This is a genomic window from Staphylococcus simiae (assembly GCF_002902085.1).
Classification (GTDB): domain Bacteria; phylum Bacillota; class Bacilli; order Staphylococcales; family Staphylococcaceae; genus Staphylococcus; species Staphylococcus simiae.
The window spans coordinates 1-20946 of the sequence record NZ_PPQR01000034.1 but is presented as its reverse complement, the minus strand read 5'-3'; the positions used below and the strand labels follow the sequence as shown (position 1 = coordinate 20946).

Below are 20946 nucleotides of genomic sequence, written 5' to 3'. Positions count from 1 at the left end.
TTTGGTATCAAACATTTTATGTTTAGTATGCATCTATTAAAGATTTGCCAATCTAGTACTATAAAATTACAATATATTTTTAATAATTAATAATAATCATGCTCAAAACTAAGATTCTTAAAATTAATAAAGTAGGTGAAAAGATGTATAACGGTATTTTGCCAGTGTATAAAGAACGTGGACTAACAAGTCATGATGTGGTCTTTAAATTACGTAAAATATTAAAAACTAAAAAAATTGGTCATACCGGAACATTAGATCCAGAAGTTGATGGTGTTTTACCAATCTGTATTGGACCAGCTACAAGAATTAGTGATTATATTATGGATATGGGTAAATCATATGTAGCAACTATCACAATCGGTCGTAGTACGACAACCGAAGATCAAACTGGTGAAACAATAGCGCAAAGTAATGTTGACGTTGGGGGAATTACTGTTGATCAAGTAGATGATGTGTTGCAACACTTCCAAGGTCATATAAGTCAGACACCGCCAATGTATTCATCTGTTAAAGTTAATGGTAAAAAATTGTATGAATATGCTAGAAATAATGAGACAGTCGAACGACCAACTAGAACAGTAATGATTTATAACATTAAACGAATTTCAGAATTGAATTTCACAGATAATGAATGTAACTTTGATATTACTGTTACTTGTGGTAAGGGCACTTATATTCGCACACTTGCCACGGATATCGGGAAAGCGTTAGAATTCCCTGCACATATGTCTAAATTAACTAGAATTGAATCTGGTGGCTTTAAATTAGAGGATAGTTTAAGTTTAGAAGATATTAAAGTATTACATGAGCATGATTCATTACAAACTAAATTGTTTCCTATAGAATATGGGTTAAAGGGTTTGTCTCAGATAATTATAGAAGATCCACAAGTGAAGCAACGAATTTTAAATGGCCAAAAATTTTATACACGACAATTCAAGCAACAATTTAATGAACAAGTTGTTTTTATTGATCATAGTACGAAGAAAGCATTGGCTATTTATATGATTCATCCTGATAAATCTGCAGAAATCAAACCTAAAAAAGTCTTTAACTAAAGGAGATATGAATTATGAAAGTCATAGAAGTGACACATCCTATACAAAAAGATCAATATATAAATGAGGATGTAGCAATGGCATTTGGCTTTTTTGATGGTATGCACAAAGGCCATGATAAAGTTTTTGAAATTTTAAATGATAAAGCAAAAGAACATCAATTAAAAAAAGCTGTGATGACATTCGATCCGCATCCATCAGTTGTTTTAAACCCAAAGCGTAAGAGAACAACATATTTAACGCCACTTGCAGATAAACTAGAAAAAATTGCGCAACATGACATTGATTATTGTATCGTTGTTAATTTTTCTTCTAGATTTGCTAATGTCACAGCTGAAGAATTTGTGCAGGACTATGTTATTAATAACCACGTCAAAGAAGTTATTGCAGGTTTTGACTTTACATTTGGCAAATTTGGTAAAGGCAATATGTCAGTGTTAAAAGAATATAATGAATTTAATACTACGATTGTTAAAAAACAGGAATTTGATGACGAAAAAATTTCAACTACTGAGATTAGACAAGCGTTATTAGACGGAGAACTTCAAAAAGCTAATAGAGAACTTGGTTACATTTATTCTATAAAAGGAACTGTAGTTCAAGGTGAAAAACGAGGTCGTACTATCGGCTTCCCAACTGCTAACATTCAACCTAGTGATGACTACTTATTACCACGTATCGGTGTCTATGCTGTTAGTATAGAAATTGGTGCTGAAAATAAATTATATCGTGGAGTTGCTAATATCGGAGTTAAACCAACATTTCATGATCCTCAAAAAGCAGACGTTGTTATAGAAGTTAATATTTTTGATTTTGATGAAAATATATATGGTGAACGTGTTGTCGTTTATTGGCATCACTTTTTAAGACCAGAGGTTAAGTTTGATGGTATTGATCCTTTAGTTAAGCAAATGAATGAAGATAAAGAGCAAGCTAAATATTTATTATCTGTTGATTTTGGTGATGAAGTATCTTATAATATTTAAAGTTGCATGTAATTATTTTAGGATAATTATGTCACACCTCTTTCTTAGTGAGTCGATTCTCCAACGCTTAACTCAGATTGAGGAGTATATACAATTTAAGGAGGAAATTGATTATGGCAATTTCACAAGAACGTAAGAACGAAATTATTAAAGAATACCGTGTACACGAAACTGATACTGGTTCTCCAGAAGTACAAATCGCTGTTTTAACTGCAGAAATTACTGCATTAAATGAACATTTACGTACACACAAAAAAGACCACCATTCACGTCGTGGATTATTAAAAATGGTAGGTCGTCGTAGACATTTATTAAACTACTTACGTAGTAAAGATATTCAACGTTACCGTGAATTAATTAAATCATTAGGTATCCGTCGTTAATCTTAATATAGTCTTTTAGGTTGGAGCATATTTATGTTCCAACCTTCATTTTTGTATTTATGAATTAACTAATGATTTAGACTGAAATATATAACTAAAATTAATAAAGAAAGATTTTGAAATTTAACAAATAATAGGGTGGGTTAATAATCTCTAGTTATTAAAATAGATTGCTATCCCATCCTATTTTTTTGTAATTCTATATATAACACTGATATAAAAATATCTAAATAAATGATATGATATAAATATTAGATTCAAGAGAGGAGATTCGTAATGTCTCAAGAGAAAAAAGTTTTTAAAACTGAATGGGCAGGCAGATCTTTAACGATTGAAACAGGACAATTGGCTAAACAAGCTAACGGTGCTGTCTTAGTACGTTATGGTGATACAGTAGTATTATCAACTGCTACTGCTTCTAAAGAACCACGTGATGGTGATTTCTTCCCATTAACAGTAAACTATGAAGAAAAAATGTATGCCGCTGGTAAAATTCCAGGTGGATTTAAAAAACGTGAAGGTAGACCAGGTGATGATGCAACATTAACAGCACGCTTAATTGATAGACCGATTAGACCGTTATTCCCTAAAGGTTATAAACATGATGTTCAAATCATGAATATTGTGTTAAGTGCTGATCCAGACTGTTCACCACAAATGGCTGCCATGATAGGCTCATCTATGGCTTTAAGTGTATCTGACATTCCATTCCAAGGACCTATCGCAGGGGTAAACGTTGGATATGTTGATGGTAAATATGTTATTAATCCAACAGTCGCTGACAAAGAAGTTTCAAGATTAGACTTGGAAGTAGCTGGCCATAAAGATGCTGTAAATATGGTAGAAGCTGGAGCTAGTGAAATTACTGAAAGCGAAATGCTGGAAGCTATCTTCTTTGGGCATCAAGAAATTCAACGATTAGTAGAATTTCAACAACAAATTATAGATCATATTCAACCCGTTAAAAGTGAATTTATACCTGTTGAACGTGATGAAGCATTAGTAGAACGTATTACAGCATTAACAGAGCAAAAAGGTCTAAAAGATGCTGTATTGACATTCGATAAACAGCAACGTGATGATAATTTAGATGCTATTAGAGATGACATTGTTGCTGAATTTATAAATGAAGAAGATCCTGATAATGAATTATTAATTAAAGAAGTTAATAGTATTATCAATGATTTAATTAAAGAACAAGTAAGACAATTAATTGCTGAAGATAAAGTAAGACCAGATGGCCGTAAACCAGATGAGATTAGACCATTAGATTCAGAAGTAGGTTTATTACCAAGAGCTCACGGTTCAGGTTTATTCACTCGTGGACAAACTCAAGCGTTATCTGTATTGACTTTAGGTGCATTAGGTGATTACCAATTAATAGATGGCATTGGTCCTGAAGAAGAAAAACGATTTATGCATCATTATAATTTTCCTAATTTCTCAGTTGGGGAAACTGGTCCAGTTCGTGCACCTGGTAGACGTGAAATTGGACATGGCGCATTAGGTGAAAGAGCTTTAAAATATATCATTCCAGATATTGCTGATTTCCCATATACAGTACGTATCGTCAGTGAAGTACTAGAATCAAATGGTTCTTCATCTCAAGCGTCTATTTGCGGATCAACATTAGCATTAATGGATGCGGGTGTTCCAATCAAGGCGCCGGTTGCTGGTATTGCTATGGGTCTAGTTACAAGAGATGATAGTTATACAATTTTAACTGATATTCAAGGTATGGAAGATGCTTTAGGTGATATGGACTTTAAAGTAGCTGGTACTAAAGAAGGTATTACTGCCATTCAAATGGATATTAAAATAAATGGTTTAACACGTGAAATCATTGAAGAAGCCTTAGAACAAGCAAGACGTGGACGTTTAGAAATTATGGATCATATGTTACAAACGATAGATCAACCACGTTCAGAATTAAGTGCTTATGCACCAAAAGTTGTCACAATGACGATTAAACCTGAGAAAATCAGAGATGTTATTGGGCCAGGTGGTAAGAAAATTAATGAAATCATTGATGAAACTGGTGTTAAATTAGACATTGAACAAGATGGTACAATCTTTATTGGTGCAGTTGATCAAGATATGATTAATCGTGCACGTGAAATCATTGAAGACATTACACGTGAAGCTGAAGTAGGACAAGTGTACAACGCAAAAGTTAGACGTATTGAAAAATACGGTGCATTTGTTGAACTATTCCCTGGTAAAGATGCATTACTTCATATTTCACAAATTTCTAAAGATAGAATTAATAAAGTAGAAGATGTATTAAAAATTGGAGATACAATAGAAGTTAAAATAACTGAAATTGATAAACAAGGTCGTGCTAATGCGTCACATAAAGTATTGGACGAGAAATAATGAGTATCTGACAAGTTAATGTTAGTCTGTTTTTAATTATGAAACTGTTGAATAATCTTAATGATTGTTCAGCAGTTTTTTTACGAGGAATATAAACGTTTAGATTCAAATGTTTATTTTAGTCTTTAAAATTGAGGAATGAATATGTGATCTGGATAAACAGCTTTTATAATTCATATAATAAGATAATCAGTCACTATGTGGATCCTTAATTATAAAATATTAATAGATCATCATTTTATGTCTTGCTGGTCTGATAGGACTCATATGTAAAAACACATGTCAATCTTACATTAATGCTCCAGACCAGCATCTGCGGAATCAATTTTTTTGACAATTGACTTCAATATTATTTCTATGATGATAAAAATTCAGAAGTAAGAATGTTAGTATAAAAATAAGTATTTTTTAATAACGGTTTGAAATAGGACAATGACACTTAATAGTGACGATAAAGATGTATAACAATATACAAATGCAATTGTAAGTCAACTTGAACTAACATTTCTATTACATAAAGAAAAATTTCAACCACAATAATTCTCTAATGTTGATGATATGAATAGAAATGGTATCAAAAATAATTTTCATCGTTATTTATGATAAGCGGAATGATATCAAAGTGAATAATAGTGTACATCATGCGTGTTTTCACTTATAATAAATGGTGAGTTTATATATGGACGGGCAACAAATTTAGGAGGTAAAATTTTGAGTTTAATAAAGAAAAATAATAAAGATATTCGCATTATTCCACTCGGTGGTGTTGGCGAAATAGCTAAAAATATGTACATCGTTGAAGTAGACGATGAAATGTTTATGTTAGATGCTGGATTAATGTTTCCAGAAGATGAAATGTTAGGGATAGATATTGTTATTCCTGATATTTCTTATGTAATTGAAAATAAAGATAAATTAAAAGGTATATTCTTAACTCATGGACACGAACATGCTATTGGCGCGGTGAGTTACGTTCTTGAACAATTAGATGCACCAGTATATGGTTCAAAATTAACAATAGCGTTAGTAAAAGAAAGTATGAAAGCCCGTAACATTGATAAAAAAGTACGCTATTATACTGTGAACCATGATTCTATTATGAGATTCAAGAATGTCAATGTAAGTTTCTTTAACACTACACATAGTATTCCAGATAGTTTAGGTGTTTGTATCCATACTTCTTATGGTTCAATCGTATACACAGGAGAATTTAAATTTGATCAAAGTTTACATGGTCATTATGCTCCAGATTTTAAACGTATGTCTGAAATTGGAGAAGAGGGCGTTTTTGTGTTAATCAGTGACTCAACTGAAGCGGAGAAACCAGGGTACAATACACCTGAAAATGTTATTGAACATCATATGTATGACGCATTCGCTAAAGTACATGGACGTTTAATCGTATCATGCTATGCTTCTAATTTTATTCGTATCCAACAAGTATTAAATATAGCTAGTAGATTAAATAGAAAAGTATCTTTCTTAGGTCGTTCTTTAGAAAGTTCATTTAATATTGCTAGAAAAATGGGATATTTTGATATTCCCAAAGATTTACTAATTCCAATTACGGAAGTTGATAACTATCCTAAGAATGAAGTTATTATCATTGCTACAGGAATGCAAGGTGAGCCAGTCGAAGCTTTAAGTCAAATGGCTCAACACAAACATAAAATTATGAATATAGAAAAAGGAGATTCAGTATTTTTAGCAATTACAGCTTCAGCTAATATGGAAGTGATTATTGCAGATACTTTAAATGAATTGGTACGTGCCGGTGCACATATTATTCCAAATAATAAAAAAATCCATGCATCTAGTCATGGATGTATGGAAGAATTAAAAATGATGTTAAATATAATGAAACCTGAGTTCTTTATACCGGTACAAGGTGAATTTAAAATGCAAATTGCTCATGCGAAGTTAGCAGCAGAGGCTGGTGTATCTCCAGAAAAGATCTTCCTTGTAGAAAAAGGTGACGTTATTAATTATGATGGTAAAAATATGATCTTAAATGAAAAAGTTACATCAGGAAATATCTTGATAGATGGTATAGGCGTCGGTGATGTAGGTAATATCGTATTACGAGATAGACATTTATTAGCTGAAGACGGTATATTTATAGCTGTTGTGACATTAGATCCTAAAAATAGAAAAATTGCAGCTGGTCCAGAAATTCAATCAAGAGGCTTTGTTTACGTTAGAGAAAGTGAAGATTTGCTACAAGAGGCAGAAGATAAAGTGCGTGAAATTGTAGAAGCTGGCTTACAAGAAAAGCGTATTGAATGGTCTGAAATTAAACAAAATATGAGAGACCAAATTAGTAGGCTATTATTTGAAAGTACTAAACGTCGTCCTATGATTATTCCAGTTATATCAGAAATATAATCTTAATTAACAAACATTAAAAGAGGTTAGAACAATTCACAAAATATAAATTTAGTATTTACTATGACTTTATATTTTATACTAATATAGTTGAAATAATGTTTTGTGTTATTTCAATTGATGAATTAGTTACAAGTGAGGTTGTTCTTACCTCTTTCGACGTCTCATAATAAAATGATTTATCACCATATAATTTTAACAAGAAGGAGGTGTCTCAATTGCCACAAACCAAAAGAAAAACCACATCAAAGAAAAAAGGAACAACAAAAAGACGCACAAATTCTAGAAAAAAACAAAATGATAATCCTATAAGATATGTCATAGCCATCTTAGTAGTTATCTTAGTTATTTTAGGGATTTTCCAATTAGGAATTATTGGACGTGTCATTGATAGCTTCTTTAATTATTTATTTGGATTTAGTAGATATTTAACGTATATCTTAGTGTTATTATCAACAGGTTATCTAACATATTCTAAGCGTATTCCTAAATCTAGAAGAACTATAGGTTCAATTGTGTTACAATTTGCGCTACTATTTTTATGTCAACTTATATATTATTTCAACAGTGGGATTAAATCTGAACGTGAACCTGTACTAACATACGTATACAAATCATATGAACAAACCATGTTCCCTAATTTTGGTGGAGGTGTTTTAGGGTATTATTTATTCATTCTTAGTGAACCATTAATTTCAATTGTTGGAGTTGTATTAATTACACTTTTATTACTTATTTCTAGTATGATTTTATTAACTAATCATCGCCATAGAGATGTATCTAAAATTGTTTTAGAAAATATTAAATCATGGCTTAGTACTATGAAAATCAAAATGCAAGCGCGTTCTGAACAACGTGCAAAGAAAAAAGAGGAGAAATCACAACTTAAATCACAAAAAGCTGAGGAGCAAAGAGTAAATGAAGTAACTGTTAAAGACGTAAGCGACTTACCTGAAGTCTCTGAAGTATCTAATGATAGACCAATACCTATTTTTGGTCATGATGACAGTGAAGAACAACCTCAACAATCCTCTCGCAAGAAACGTTTATATAATCAAGATAATAATAAATCAAGTGATACAGCTGAAGGAAGACTTTCTGATAAAAATAATACACAGCAGTCATTAGAAAACGATGGCAACTCAGAAGTTGAAGGATCTATTGTAGAAGCGGGAGAAGTTACGAATGTTGAATATGTTATACCACCATTAACATTATTAAATCAACCAGCTAAACAACAAGCAACTTCTAAAAGTGAAGTACAACGTAAAGGTCAAATTTTAGAAAATACAATGAAAGATTTTGGCGTTAATGCCAAAGTGACGCAGATTAAAATTGGACCTGCAGTTACACAATATGAAATTCAACCAGCACAAGGTGTTAAAGTTAGTAAAATTGTCAATTTACATAATGATATTGCACTGGCACTAGCTGCTAAAGACGTTAGAATTGAAGCGCCAATTCCTGGTAGATCTGCAGTTGGTATTGAAGTTCCAAATGAGAAAATCTCATTAGTTTCTCTTAAAGAAGTTTTAGATGAGAAATTTCCGTCTAATAATAAATTAGAAGTTGGGTTAGGAAGAGATATCTCAGGTGATCCGATTACTGTTCAACTTGATGAAATGCCACATTTATTAGTAGCTGGTTCGACAGGTAGTGGTAAATCTGTATGTATTAATGGCATCATTACAAGTATTTTATTAAACGCTAAACCGCACGAAGTTAAATTAATGTTAATTGATCCGAAAATGGTTGAATTAAATGTTTATAATGGCATTCCGCATCTATTAATTCCAGTTGTGACAAATCCACATAAAGCCGCACAAGCTTTAGAAAAGATCGTTGCAGAGATGGAAAGACGTTATGATTTATTCCAACATTCTTCAACTAGAAATATTAAAGGGTATAATGCTTTTATACGTAAACAAAATCAAGAATTAGATGAAAAACAAGCAGAACTACCATATATCGTTGTAATCGTCGATGAATTAGCTGACTTAATGATGGTTGCTGGTAAAGAAGTGGAAAATGCCATACAGCGTATTACACAAATGGCACGTGCAGCGGGTATACATTTAATCGTTGCAACACAAAGACCATCTGTTGATGTTATAACAGGAATTATTAAAAATAATATACCATCACGAATTGCTTTTGCTGTTAGTTCGCAAACAGACTCACGAACAATCATAGGCACTGGTGGTGCAGAGAAATTGTTAGGTAAAGGTGATATGCTTTATGTTGGTAATGGTGATTCTACTCAAACTAGGATTCAAGGTGCATTTTTAAGTGATCAAGAAGTTCAAGATGTTGTAAATTACGTTGTCCAACAACAGCAAGCGAATTATGTTAAAGAAATGGAACCTGATGCACCAGTTGATAAATCTGAGATGAAAAGTGAAGATGCCTTATATGATGACGCATATTTATTTGTTATTGAACAACAAAAAGCAAGTACGTCACTACTACAACGTCAATTCAGAATTGGTTATAATAGAGCGTCAAGATTGATGGACGATTTAGAACGTAATCAAGTGATTGGTCCACAAAAAGGTAGTAAGCCAAGACAGGTATTAATTGATCTAAATAATGACGAGGTGTAACAATGTCAGAAGTAAACGCTATTTATAAAGTAAAACAATACATTTTAAATTTGATAGAGCAAAATAAATTACATAATGGTGAAACTTTACCAAGTGATTTAACTATTGCTCGACAATTAAATGTTAAAACTGATGATGTCAATGAAGCAATTAAGTCATTAATTACTGAACAAGTCATTAAAGATAATTTTGAAGAGGGTACAAGTGTGAAAACACTACCCCCTTTCTTTTATCCATTAAATGAATTAGTAAGCATCGGACAAATGATTAAAAATGCTGGGTATGAAAGTGGTACCGAATATTTAAATTTTGATGAACAACCTGCAACGTCATTAGATGCATCATTATTAAATGTTAAAGATGGTGATGCTATCACTCTTATCGAACGATTAAGAACAGCTAATGGTAATCCTGTTGTTTATTGCATGGATAAAATTGCCAAAAAAAATTTGACTTGCACGGGTTATCAAATGAGTAACGGTTCAATTTTAAGTGCAATTAAAACACAAAGTGGACATAATATTTGTTATGCTGATACAGAAATTGAAGCGGTTAACTATGAACCGCGTATTTCAGAAGTTTTAAATGCATCATTGCATGAAGGATTAATTTTATTAAAAATAACACATTATAATGAATGTAATGAACCGGTATTATATTCATTAAATTATATGAAAAATAGCTTAGTACAATTTAAGTTATCTCGAAAAATATAGTTATACACATAATAAAGGAGTTAATAACTTGGAAAAAAGTTCATCATCCAATATACATATAAATATTGCACCAACAACAAAATTTAAGACAACAACAATTGTTTTTAAATTTATGGCACCTTTAGACTACGACACAATAACAGCACGTTCATTATTAAGTAAAATTTTAGTACGAGCTACAAAATTATGGCCGACAGATAAATTGTTTAATAATCATTTGGCAGAGTTATACGGTGCTTATGTAAATAGCACAGTTACGAAATTTAAAGATCAGCATGTTATTACGTTATCATTAGAAATTGTCAATGAGCGTTATTTAAAAAATCATGAATCTCTGCTTGAACAAGGATTAAACTTATTATATGAAATCATTTGGAATCCTTTAATTAAGGATAATGCGTTTGATACTAATATTGTTGAACAAGAGAAAACGTTACTACAAAAGAAAATAGAAGCAATGGTGGATAACAAAGCACAATATTCATTTTTAAAAATGTTAGATCATATGTTTGAAGATGAAGCATACAAATATTTATCAACTGGGCAAATAGAACAAATACCACATATTACTGCGCAAAGTTTATATCAAACATATCAATCAATGATTAATAATGACAACTGTGCAGTGTATGTAGTTGGGAATGTTGATGATTCAGAAGTAGTAACTAAAATAAAAAATATGTTTCCAATAAGACCATTTGCTACCACATTGCAACAGAGAAATAATTCAAAAAATATAAGTGTTACAGAGCCTAATTATATTGTTGCTTACGATGAAGTCGATCAAGCTAAATTAAATTTAGGATATCGATTTAATACTAAATATGGCGATAAAAATTATGCAGCGTTTGTTGTTTTTAATATGATGTTCGGTGGAGATCCATCATCTGTATTATTTAATGAAGTGAGAGAAAAACAAAGTTTGGCATATTCTATTCATTCGCAAATTGATGGTAAAAATGGCTATTTATTTGTCTTAAGTGGTGTTTCAAGTGATAAATATGAAATAGCAAAACAAACTATTATATCGGAATTTAATAAACTTGCGAATGGAGAATTCTCTGAAGAAAAGTTAGAGCTGGCAAAAAAAATAATTATATCCCATAGATTTGAATCTGAAGATAGACCAAAAAGTATTATCGAAATTATGCATAACCAAATTTTGTTGGATCATCCGCAAACAAAGGATGATTTTATAAAAGAAATCAGTAATGTAAATTATCAAGATATTATGGCCGTTGCAAAAGAGGCATATTTAGATACAGTTTATGTATTAACCAAAAGAGGTGACGATGAATGAAGCAACATTATTATGAACAAATAGATGAAAGGGTATATGAGAAGAAATTAGATAATGGTTTACGATTATTTATTATACCTAAAGCAGGATTTCAAAAGACGTTTGTCACATATACTACACAGTTTGGTTCTTTAGATAATGAATTTAAACCATTAGGACAAAACCAGTATGTTACTGTACCAGATGGTGTTGCTCATTTTTTAGAACATAAACTATTCGAAAAAGAAGAAGAAGACTTATTTACAGCATTCGCTGAAAACAATGCTCAAGCAAACGCGTTTACTAGTTTTGACCGTACAAGTTATTTGTTTAGTGCTACTGATAATATTAAAAGTAATATTGAACGTTTGTTAACGATGGTAGAAACGCCATACTTCACTAAAGAAACAGTTGATAAAGAAAAAGGTATCATTGCAGAAGAAATTAAAATGTATCAGGAGCAACCTGGATATAAATTGATGTTTAATACTTTACGTGCGATGTACTCAAAGCATCCTATACGCGTTGATATTGCTGGTAGTGTAGAAAGTATATATGATATTACGAAAGATGACTTATATTTATGTTATGAAACGTTTTATCATCCCTCTAATATGGTGTTATTTGTTGTTGGAGATGTTAATCCTAATGATATTTGTCAAATAGTAGAAGAACATGAAAATAAACGTAATAAAACGGATCAACCGAAAATAGCAAGAGCTATAATTGATGAGCCTGAAGAAGTTAACCAAACATTTGTAACTGAAGAAATGAATATCCAATCACCAAGACTAATGCTTGGTTTTAAAAATAAACCATTGTCAGAAGAGCCTCACAAATATGTACAAAGAGATTTGGAAATGTCATTATTCTATGAACTTATTTTTGGGGAAGAAACAGATTTTTATCAACAATTATTAAATAAAGGATTAATTGATGATACATTTGGTTATCAATTTGTCTTAGAACCGACATATAGTTTTTCTATCATTACAAGTGCAACGCAACAGCCAGATGAACTAAAACAACTATTGTTAAATGAAATAATGACATATAAAGGTAATTTACAAGATCAACAAGCATTTGAATTACTAAAAAAACAATTCATTGGTGAGTTTATTTCTAGTTTGAATTCTCCAGAATATATTGCTAATCAATATACTAAATTGTATTTTGAAGGTGTAAGTGTTTTTGATATGTTAGATATAGTTGAAAATATTACTTTAGATAGTATAAACGAAACAACATCACTATATTTAAATCTAGAACAGCAAGTAGACAGTCGTTTGGAGATCAAAGCGTAATGAAGGCTTTAGTCATTGGTGGTTCTGGATCAATTGGTTCAGCAATAGTAAAGCGCTTGTTACAAGATGGTTATGAGGTGTATTTACACTATTGTCATGCAGATATTGTGCAATTAGAAGCTCAATATCGTGGTGAAAGGATTCATTTTATTCAAGCAGACTTATCACAGCCCCTTGATTTGGATGCTACTTTTAATGTCATAGAGGAATTAGATTGTCTCATTTATACGAGTGGACAGGCACTATACGGTATGCTCCAAGATATGACGGATGATCAAATAAATAATAGTTATCAATTAAATGTTCTACAATTAATTAGGATGTGTCGCTACTTTGTCGATCAATTACGTCAAAGTCAAAATGGTAGAATTATTGTTATTTCATCTATATGGGGTGAAACTGGGGCGAGTATGGAAACGATATATTCAGCAATGAAGAGTGCACAGCTTGGTTTCGTTAAAGCATTGAGTCAAGAATTAGCATTAACAACTGTTACGGTTAATGCCATTACACCTGGTTTTGTTGCAGGAAACATGGCTCAACATTGGGATGAAACAGAGTTGACAAGTATAATAACTGACTTACCACAGCAACGTATGGTATTACCTTCTGAAATTGCACATACTTGTGCATATTTATATCACTACCAAGCTAAAAGTATTACTGGAACGATTCAAAAAGTTAACGGTGGTTGGTATCTATAAATCAATAACATTAGAAATTTTTTAATGTTATAATATGACTATTAAAATTGAATTTTTAGTATTGCTAAACTAACAAGGGGTGTGGGTTTACCATGACTATGGCACAAAAAAAAGAATGGTACCTGGAATATGAAATAGAAATGAATCGTCCCGGATTATTAGGTGATGTTTCTAGTTTACTTGGTATGCTTGGTATCAGTATCGTTACAATAAACGGCGTTGATCAAGGCAAACGCGGTTTGTTAATTAAAACAGATAGTTTAACTAAAGTAGAACGTTTCGAACAAATTGCACGTGAAATTAATGAAATTGAGATAACTAAATTAAAAAAGCCTGAACTTCGTGATCGTTTAGCTGTAAGACATGGTCGATATATAGAACAGGATGCTAAAGATAAGAAGACTTTTAAGTTTGAACGTGAAGATTTAGGATTATTAGTTGATTTTTTAGCAGAATTGTTTAAAGAAAAAGGGCATAAATTAATAGGAATTAGAGGTATGCCTAGAGTTGGCAAGACAGAATCAATTGTAGCAGGTAGTGTTTGTGCGCATAAGAGATGGTTATTTATTAGTTCAACACTCATTAAACAAACTGTTCGAAGCTCTCTAATTAAAGGTGAGTACGATTCTAATCATGTTTATATTATTGATGGTGCAGTAACTGCTCGTGAGACAAACCCTAAACATCAAGAACTCGTGACAGAAGTAATGACCTTACCGTCTATTAAAGTTGTAGAGCACCCTGATTTATTTGTAGAGACAAGTTCTTATACTATGGAAGATTTTGACTATATTATTGAATTAAGGGAAAATGAAAATCAAGAAATAACATATGAAGATATGAAACAACAAATAATTCAAAGTAAAAATAATTTAGATTTTGGAGATCCATTTGTTGGAGGATTCGGATTCTTTGAGTAAATGTTAGTTAGGAGGTTCTTTATTGAAGACAATTGGTGAAGTATTAAAAGGTAGACGAGAAAGATTAGGTATGACTTTGACTGAATTAGAACAATTGACTGGTCTTAAAAGATATTTATTAGTACATATTGAAAATAACGAGTTTAATTTAATACCTAATCCTAATTATAGTGAAGGATTTATTCGGAAATACGCAAGTGTTGTTAATATTGAACCTAACCAACTTATTCAAGCTCATCAAGATGAAATTCCATCTAATCAACAACAACTTGACAAAGTCATAACAGATTTTAGTAATGGTAATGAAATAACTTATAAAAGTAAATCTAAAGAACCATTACAACTATTAGTAATCATGGGATTAGTCATTTTGATTACTATTGTATTATGGATTCTGTTAGTTTTAATATTTTAACAACAATAACAAAATATGAAATGAGGATTTAAGATGAATATTCCAAATCAGATAACGGTATTCAGAGTTGTATTAATACCCATTTTTATCTTATTTGCATTAGTAGATTTCGGATTTGGCAACGTATCATTTATAGGTGGCTATGATATAAGAATAGAACAATTAATTAGTGGTTTAATTTTTATCATTGCGTCTCTCAGTGATTTTGCAGATGGATATTTAGCACGTAAGTGGAATTTAGTAACTAATATGGGTAAATTTTTAGATCCACTAGCAGACAAATTATTAGTAGCTAGTGCGCTTATTGTTATGGTACAACTTGGTTTAACTAATTCTGTTGTAGCCATTATTATAATTGCTAGAGAATTTGCAGTTACAGGATTACGTTTATTACAAATTGAACAAGGATTCGTTAGTGCTGCTGGACAACTTGGTAAAATTAAAACAGCTGTAACAATGGTAGCAATCATTTGGTTGCTATTAGGTGACCCAATGGCAATATGGCTTGGATTCTCTATAGGTCAAATATTATTATATATCGGTGTATTATTTACAATCTTGTCAGGTATTGAATATTTCTATAAAGGCAGAGATGTATTTAAACACTAATTATTTTGGGAAGTTTAGTTAGTATTAAAGCTTTATAAATTTAATATTTATGGCTCTATAATAAATTCGGTTGATAAGATAATTTGAAGGTTATCTTACCAACCGAATTTTTTGAAAAAAGGTTCTATAATAAATCGGACTGATAGAAAATTTTAAGTTATTTTCTATTAGTCCGATTTTTTGAATTTTGAATATGAAAAAAACGCAATTATCTCTATAATTAAAAGTGACTAAACAAATAACCTAAGGAGATAATGCGCCTATGTCTAACAATATTATAAAAAAATCAGATTTTCAAATTAGAAAAAAGTGATTTAAAAATTACTATCAGTCAAATGATTATAGTGTAGAGTACGATAGAAATAAATTTTCAAATAGTTATATCGTCGATGTCGGTTTCGTACGTTAATATATTCTCATGTATATTTATGATAACGGGTCGCATCTGATAAGTCTTACTAAGATGATAAACATTAATAAATCAATGAACTACAATCCAAACTATTATTGCCAATCCTACAATAATAACTATAGAATACATTTTAGATTCAGTTTTTGTGGCAAGTCTTCAGGTAATAATTGATAATACAATTTAAATTGCAGTTATTTTGAAACTCATTTTTAGAAATTTTTAGAAGATTTGTTTATAATAGATTTGTTATGCAAAAGGGGGAGACAAATGAAAATCTCAATAATAGCAGTCGGTTCAGAATTATTACTAGGTCAAATTGCAAATACTAATGGACAATTTCTATCCAAGTTATTTAATGAAATTGGTAAAGATGTTGTTGAACATACAGTTATTGGTGATAATCCAGATCGCTTAGAACACGTAATTCGAAGCGGTTTAGAACGATTTGATGCGTTGATTTTAACAGGTGGCTTGGGACCGACAAAAGATGATTTAACTAAACATACGGTTGCCAAAGTTCTCAATAGAGAGTTGATAACCGATGAACCTTCACTTGAATATATTGAAGGTTATTTTCGAGAACAGGGTCAAGAAATGACACCAAATAATAAACAACAAGCTTTAGTTATAAAAGATTCAATAGTATTACCTAATCGTCATGGAATGGCACCAGGTATGTTAATTGAAACTGATAATAAAAAAATTGTCATGTTACCAGGTCCACCAAAAGAAATGCAACCTATGGCTAAACATGAGTTATTACCACATTTTATGGACAATAAAAGAATCATACACTCAGAATTACTTAGGTTTGCTGGAATAGGAGAGTCCAAAGTAGAAACTGTGCTTATGGATATGATAGATCAACAAACTAATCCAACAATCGCACCATTAGCTGGCAGTCATGAAGTTTATCTTAGATTAACTGCAAGTGCAGAATCTAAGACTGAGGCTGAAAATTTAATAACACCAATTAAAAAAGAAATTTTGGATAGAATTGGTGAATTCTATTATGGCTCAGATGATATATTATTAGAACAAGCAGTTATGCAACATATTAAAACCCCATTTGCAATATATGATGGTGTAACAAATGGAGCATTATTCAATAGATTAAAAAATGTGGATGAATATAAAATGGCTAAAGGCTCTATTATCGATTCAGAATACATCATTAATAAAAACAATAGTATCGAGGAACAATTATTAGAAGCAACGAATTATACAGCTTCTCTATATCAAGTTCCTTTAGCAGTTTCTATTTTGAATCAAGATAACACTGTTTATTTGGCACTATTGGAAAATGAAAAGTTAACTATTGAGTCATTTAAAATGGCACAATCAAGAAATTTAATGCATAGCAGAAGTCAAAATTATGCTTTAATAAGATTATTAAATGTATTTGACTGAGGCGTTAAATTTTAATAATTGGTAATTATATAAGTACATTTGTTCGATTCTGTTGTAAGAAACAACTAAAATATACGAACAAATATTCGCAAAACACTTGTAATTCAATTAAAATCCTTGTATAGTATTGGTAAGATAATAAAAAGAAACAAGCTCACTTAGGAGGTCTCGCTTTGGATAATGATCGTCAAAAAGCTCTAGATACAGTAATAAAAAATATGGAAAAGTCTTTTGGTAAAGGTGCAGTAATGAAACTTGGGGACAATAAAGCCCGTCGTGTTTCCAGTACATCAAGTGGTTCAGTGACTTTGGATAATGCATTAGGCGTCGGTGGATACCCTAAAGGACGTATTATTGAAATATATGGTCCTGAAAGTTCTGGTAAAACGACTGTAGCACTTCATGCCATTGCTGAAGTACAAAGTAATGGAGGTGTAGCAGCATTTATAGATGCTGAACATGCGTTAGACCCAGTCTATGCTCAAGCATTAGGCGTAGATATTGATAATTTATATTTGTCACAACCTGACCATGGCGAACAAGGTTTAGAAATTGCAGAAGCATTTGTACGAAGTGGTGCTGTTGATGTTGTAGTAGTTGACTCAGTTGCAGCTCTAACACCTAAAGCTGAAATTGAAGGTGAAATGGGAGATACACATGTCGGTTTACAAGCACGTTTGATGTCACAAGCCTTACGTAAGTTGTCGGGTGCTATTTCTAAATCTAATACAACAGCTATTTTTATTAACCAAATTCGTGAAAAAGTTGGTGTTATGTTCGGTAACCCTGAGACAACTCCAGGTGGTAGAGCATTGAAATTCTATAGTTCTGTTAGACTAGAAGTACGTCGTGCTGAACAATTGAAACAAGGACAAGAAATTGTTGGTAATAGAACTAAAATTAAGGTTGTTAAGAATAAAGTTGCACCCCCATTTAGAGTTGCAGAAGTAGATATTATGTATGGACAAGGTATCTCTAAAGAAGGCGAACTCATTGATTTAGGTGTTGAAAACGAAATTGTTGATAAATCAGGTGCTTGGTATTCATATAATGGTGAAAGAATGGGCCAAGGTAAAGAAAACGTTAAAATGTACTTAAAAGAGAATCCTCAAATTAAGGAAGAAATTGATCGTAAATTACGTGAAAAACTTGGAATTTTTGATGGTGACGTTGAAGGTTCTGAAGAGGAAGCTCCTAAGTCACTTTTTGAAGATGAAGAATAAAAACAAATCTTTAAATATTTATAGCTTCGAAGTATAACGATTGTTGTACTTTGAAGTTTTTTTATGGCAAATTTTAAATGTGTTAGCGTTTTATAATTACAATAGAGATGCTTACAGATTTTCTAATATAGTTGACTGGTAGTTTTGATAGTCCTCTACCTTTTCTAATAGATGTTAATAAAATAAATTAGATATACTTTTAATGGTATTTATACATTCAATTTGATAATTAAGACAATAGATTTAACGATGAATTTATTGATAATAAAATTATATTTTTAATAGTCTAATAATTAGGATTTTCAACAGACATTAGTTGTAATATCTTCTAAAAGTGCAAATAGATAACTTGACACTTATCCGTTTAAAACCGTACAATTAATGTGTATGATTTATATATAATTTCATAAAGTCATATTGAATTTCATATACAGACGAAACCCTAGAAAAAGGAGGTGTTTATGTGAATTTATTAAGCCTCCTACTCATTTTGCTGGGGATTATTCTAGGCGTTGTTGTAGGGTATGTTGTAGCCCGAAATATATTGCATCAAAAGCAATTACATGCAAGACAAACTGCCGAAGATATTGTAAATCATGCCAATAAAGAGGCTGACAATATCAAGAAAGAAAAATTACTTGAGGCAAAAGAAGAGAATCAAATTTTAAGAGAACAAACTGAAGCTGAACTACGTGAAAGACGTGGTGAACTTCAACGACAAGAATCCCGCCTTCTTCAAAAGGAAGAGAACTTAGAGCGAAAATCTGATTTACTTGATAAAAAGGATGAGATTTTAGAGCAAAAAGAATCAAAAATTGAAGAAAAACAACAACAAGTAGATGCAAAAGAGAGTAGTGTTCAAACGTTAATAATGAAGCATGAACAAGAATTAGAACGCATCTCCGGTCTCACTCAAGAAGAAGCTGTTAATGAACAACTTCAAAGAGTGGAAGAAGAACTGTCACAAGATATTGCAATACTTGTTAAAGAAAAAGAAAAAGAAGCTAAAGAAACAGTTAATAAAACAGCCAAAGAATTATTAGCTACTACAGTGCAAAGATTAGCAGCAGATCATACAAGTGAATCTACTGTATCAGTTGTTAATTTACCAAATGATGAGATGAAAGGTCGTATTATTGGTAGAGAAGGACGAAATATTCGCACACTTGAAACTTTAACTGGAATTGATTTAATTATTGATGATACACCAGAAGCTGTAATTTTATCTGGTTTTGATCCAATAAGAAGAGAAATTGCAAGAACAGCACTTGTTAACTTAGTATCTGATGGTCGTATTCACCCAGGAAGAATTGAAGATATGGTCGAAAAAGCAAGAAAAGAAGTAGATGATATTATTCGTGAAGCTGGTGAACAAGCGACGTTTGAAGTTAATGCATATAATATGCATCCAGATTTAGTTAAAATTTTAGGACGTTTAAATTATCGTACAAGTTATGGTCAAAATGTTCTTAAACATTCTATTGAAGTAGCACATCTAGCAAGTATGTTAGCTGCAGAATTAGGTGAAGATGAAACTCTAGCTAAACGTGCAGGACTATTACATGATGTAGGTAAAGCAATTGATCATGAAGTAGAAGGTAGTCATGTTGAAATAGGTGTAGAATTAGCTAAAAAATATGGTGAAAATGAAACAGTAATCAATGCGATTCATTCACATCATGGAGATGTAGAACCAACGTCAATTATTTCTATTTTAGTGGCTGCTGCAGATGCATTGTCAGCTGCACGACCAGGTGCTAGAAAAGAAACATTGGAAAACTATATTCGTCGATTAGAACGATTAGAAACGTTATCAGAAAGTTATGACGGTGTTGAAAAAGCATTTGCAATACAAGCAGGAAGGGAAATCCGTGTGATTGTCTCCCCTGAAGAAATTGATGATTTAAAATCATATCGATTAGCAAGAGATATTAAAAACCAGATTGAAGAAGAATTACAATATCCTGGTCATATCAAAGTGACAGTTGTTCGAGAGACTAGAGCAGTAGAATATGCAAAATAATTTTTGTCTCCCTCACATTTTGTGGGGGAGTTTTCTTTAGGTTCTATAATAAATCGGACTGATAGAGAATTTTTAATTATTTTCTATTAGTCCGATTTTTGTATTTTGAATATGAAAAAAGCGCAATTATCTCTATA

General features: G+C 31.4%; 15 protein-coding genes and 2 pseudogenes. All 17 read left to right on the top strand.

Translation table 11 applies throughout. The annotated features are described in order from the left end of the window. Nucleotides 1-143 precede the first annotated feature (143 nt). The 17 genes and pseudogenes from truB to rny all read left to right on the top strand — a co-directional run bounded on the left by truB (nucleotide 144) and on the right by rny (nucleotide 20809). Complete coding sequence (gene truB / locus CD113_RS05505) at nucleotides 144-1061, top strand: tRNA pseudouridine(55) synthase TruB (RefSeq protein WP_002464257.1); 918 nt, start codon at nucleotides 144-146, stop codon at nucleotides 1059-1061. A 14-nt stretch (nucleotides 1062-1075) separates the two neighbouring features. After that, nucleotides 1076-2047 carry a riboflavin biosynthesis protein RibF gene (gene ribF / locus CD113_RS05500; protein ID WP_002464256.1) on the top strand — a complete coding sequence of 324 codons (972 nt, stop codon included), beginning with the start codon at nucleotides 1076-1078 and terminating at the stop codon, nucleotides 2045-2047. Nucleotides 2048-2160: 113 nt separating this feature from the next. Continuing rightward, nucleotides 2161-2430 (top strand): 30S ribosomal protein S15, encoded by a 270-nt coding sequence (rpsO, locus tag CD113_RS05495; protein WP_002464255.1) that lies wholly within the window; start codon nucleotides 2161-2163, stop codon nucleotides 2428-2430. A gap of 276 nt (nucleotides 2431-2706) precedes the next feature. After that, nucleotides 2707-4806, top strand: a complete 2100-nt coding sequence (gene pnp / locus CD113_RS05490) for a polyribonucleotide nucleotidyltransferase (protein ID WP_002464254.1) — start codon at nucleotides 2707-2709, stop codon at nucleotides 4804-4806. Nucleotides 4807-5517: 711 nt separating this feature from the next. Further along, nucleotides 5518-7191 carry a ribonuclease J2 gene (gene rnjB / locus CD113_RS05480; RefSeq protein WP_002464253.1) on the top strand — a complete coding sequence of 558 codons (1674 nt, stop codon included), beginning with the start codon at nucleotides 5518-5520 and terminating at the stop codon, nucleotides 7189-7191. 218 nt (nucleotides 7192-7409) lie between these two features. Further along, nucleotides 7410-8241: pseudogene (locus CD113_RS13035) on the top strand (cell division protein FtsK); the annotation flags it as partial. Between the two features lie 83 nt (nucleotides 8242-8324). Next, nucleotides 8325-9794 (top strand): annotated as a pseudogene (locus CD113_RS13030) (DNA translocase FtsK); the annotation flags it as partial. Nucleotides 9795-9796: 2 nt separating this feature from the next. Next, nucleotides 9797-10510 (top strand): GntR family transcriptional regulator, encoded by a 714-nt coding sequence (locus CD113_RS05470; RefSeq protein WP_002464251.1) that lies wholly within the window; start codon nucleotides 9797-9799, stop codon nucleotides 10508-10510. A 28-nt stretch (nucleotides 10511-10538) separates the two neighbouring features. Continuing rightward, nucleotides 10539-11810, top strand: coding sequence for an EF-P 5-aminopentanol modification-associated protein YfmF (gene yfmF, locus CD113_RS05465; protein ID WP_002464250.1), 1272 nt, complete (start codon nucleotides 10539-10541; stop codon nucleotides 11808-11810). Next, nucleotides 11807-13093: an EF-P 5-aminopentanol modification-associated protein YfmH gene (yfmH, locus tag CD113_RS05460; RefSeq protein ID WP_002464249.1), complete on the top strand. Its 1287-nt coding sequence runs from the start codon at nucleotides 11807-11809 to the stop codon at nucleotides 13091-13093. The genes yfmF and yfmH overlap by 4 nt, the downstream gene beginning before the upstream one ends. After that, nucleotides 13093-13797 carry an elongation factor P 5-aminopentanone reductase gene (gene ymfI, locus CD113_RS05455; RefSeq protein WP_002464248.1) on the top strand — a complete coding sequence of 235 codons (705 nt, stop codon included), beginning with the start codon at nucleotides 13093-13095 and terminating at the stop codon, nucleotides 13795-13797. The genes yfmH and ymfI overlap by 1 nt, the downstream gene beginning before the upstream one ends. A gap of 92 nt (nucleotides 13798-13889) precedes the next feature. Continuing rightward, complete coding sequence (locus CD113_RS05450; protein WP_002464247.1) at nucleotides 13890-14717, top strand: YmfK family protein; 828 nt, start codon at nucleotides 13890-13892, stop codon at nucleotides 14715-14717. A gap of 22 nt (nucleotides 14718-14739) precedes the next feature. Continuing rightward, nucleotides 14740-15132, top strand: a complete 393-nt coding sequence (locus CD113_RS05445) for a helix-turn-helix domain-containing protein (protein ID WP_002464246.1) — start codon at nucleotides 14740-14742, stop codon at nucleotides 15130-15132. Between the two features lie 33 nt (nucleotides 15133-15165). Further along, nucleotides 15166-15741 carry a CDP-diacylglycerol--glycerol-3-phosphate 3-phosphatidyltransferase gene (gene pgsA, locus CD113_RS05440; protein WP_002464245.1) on the top strand — a complete coding sequence of 192 codons (576 nt, stop codon included), beginning with the start codon at nucleotides 15166-15168 and terminating at the stop codon, nucleotides 15739-15741. 679 nt (nucleotides 15742-16420) lie between these two features. Next, on the top strand, nucleotides 16421-17563 hold the full coding sequence (locus tag CD113_RS05435; protein WP_002464244.1) for a CinA family nicotinamide mononucleotide deamidase-related protein: 1143 nt from the start codon (nucleotides 16421-16423) through the stop codon (nucleotides 17561-17563). A gap of 173 nt (nucleotides 17564-17736) precedes the next feature. Continuing rightward, nucleotides 17737-18786 (top strand): recombinase RecA, encoded by a 1050-nt coding sequence (recA, locus tag CD113_RS05430; RefSeq protein WP_002464243.1) that lies wholly within the window; start codon nucleotides 17737-17739, stop codon nucleotides 18784-18786. A 463-nt stretch (nucleotides 18787-19249) separates the two neighbouring features. After that, a complete protein-coding gene (rny, locus tag CD113_RS05425) occupies nucleotides 19250-20809 on the top strand; it encodes a ribonuclease Y (protein ID WP_002464242.1) in 1560 nt (519 codons plus the stop codon). Nucleotides 20810-20946 lie beyond the last annotated feature (137 nt).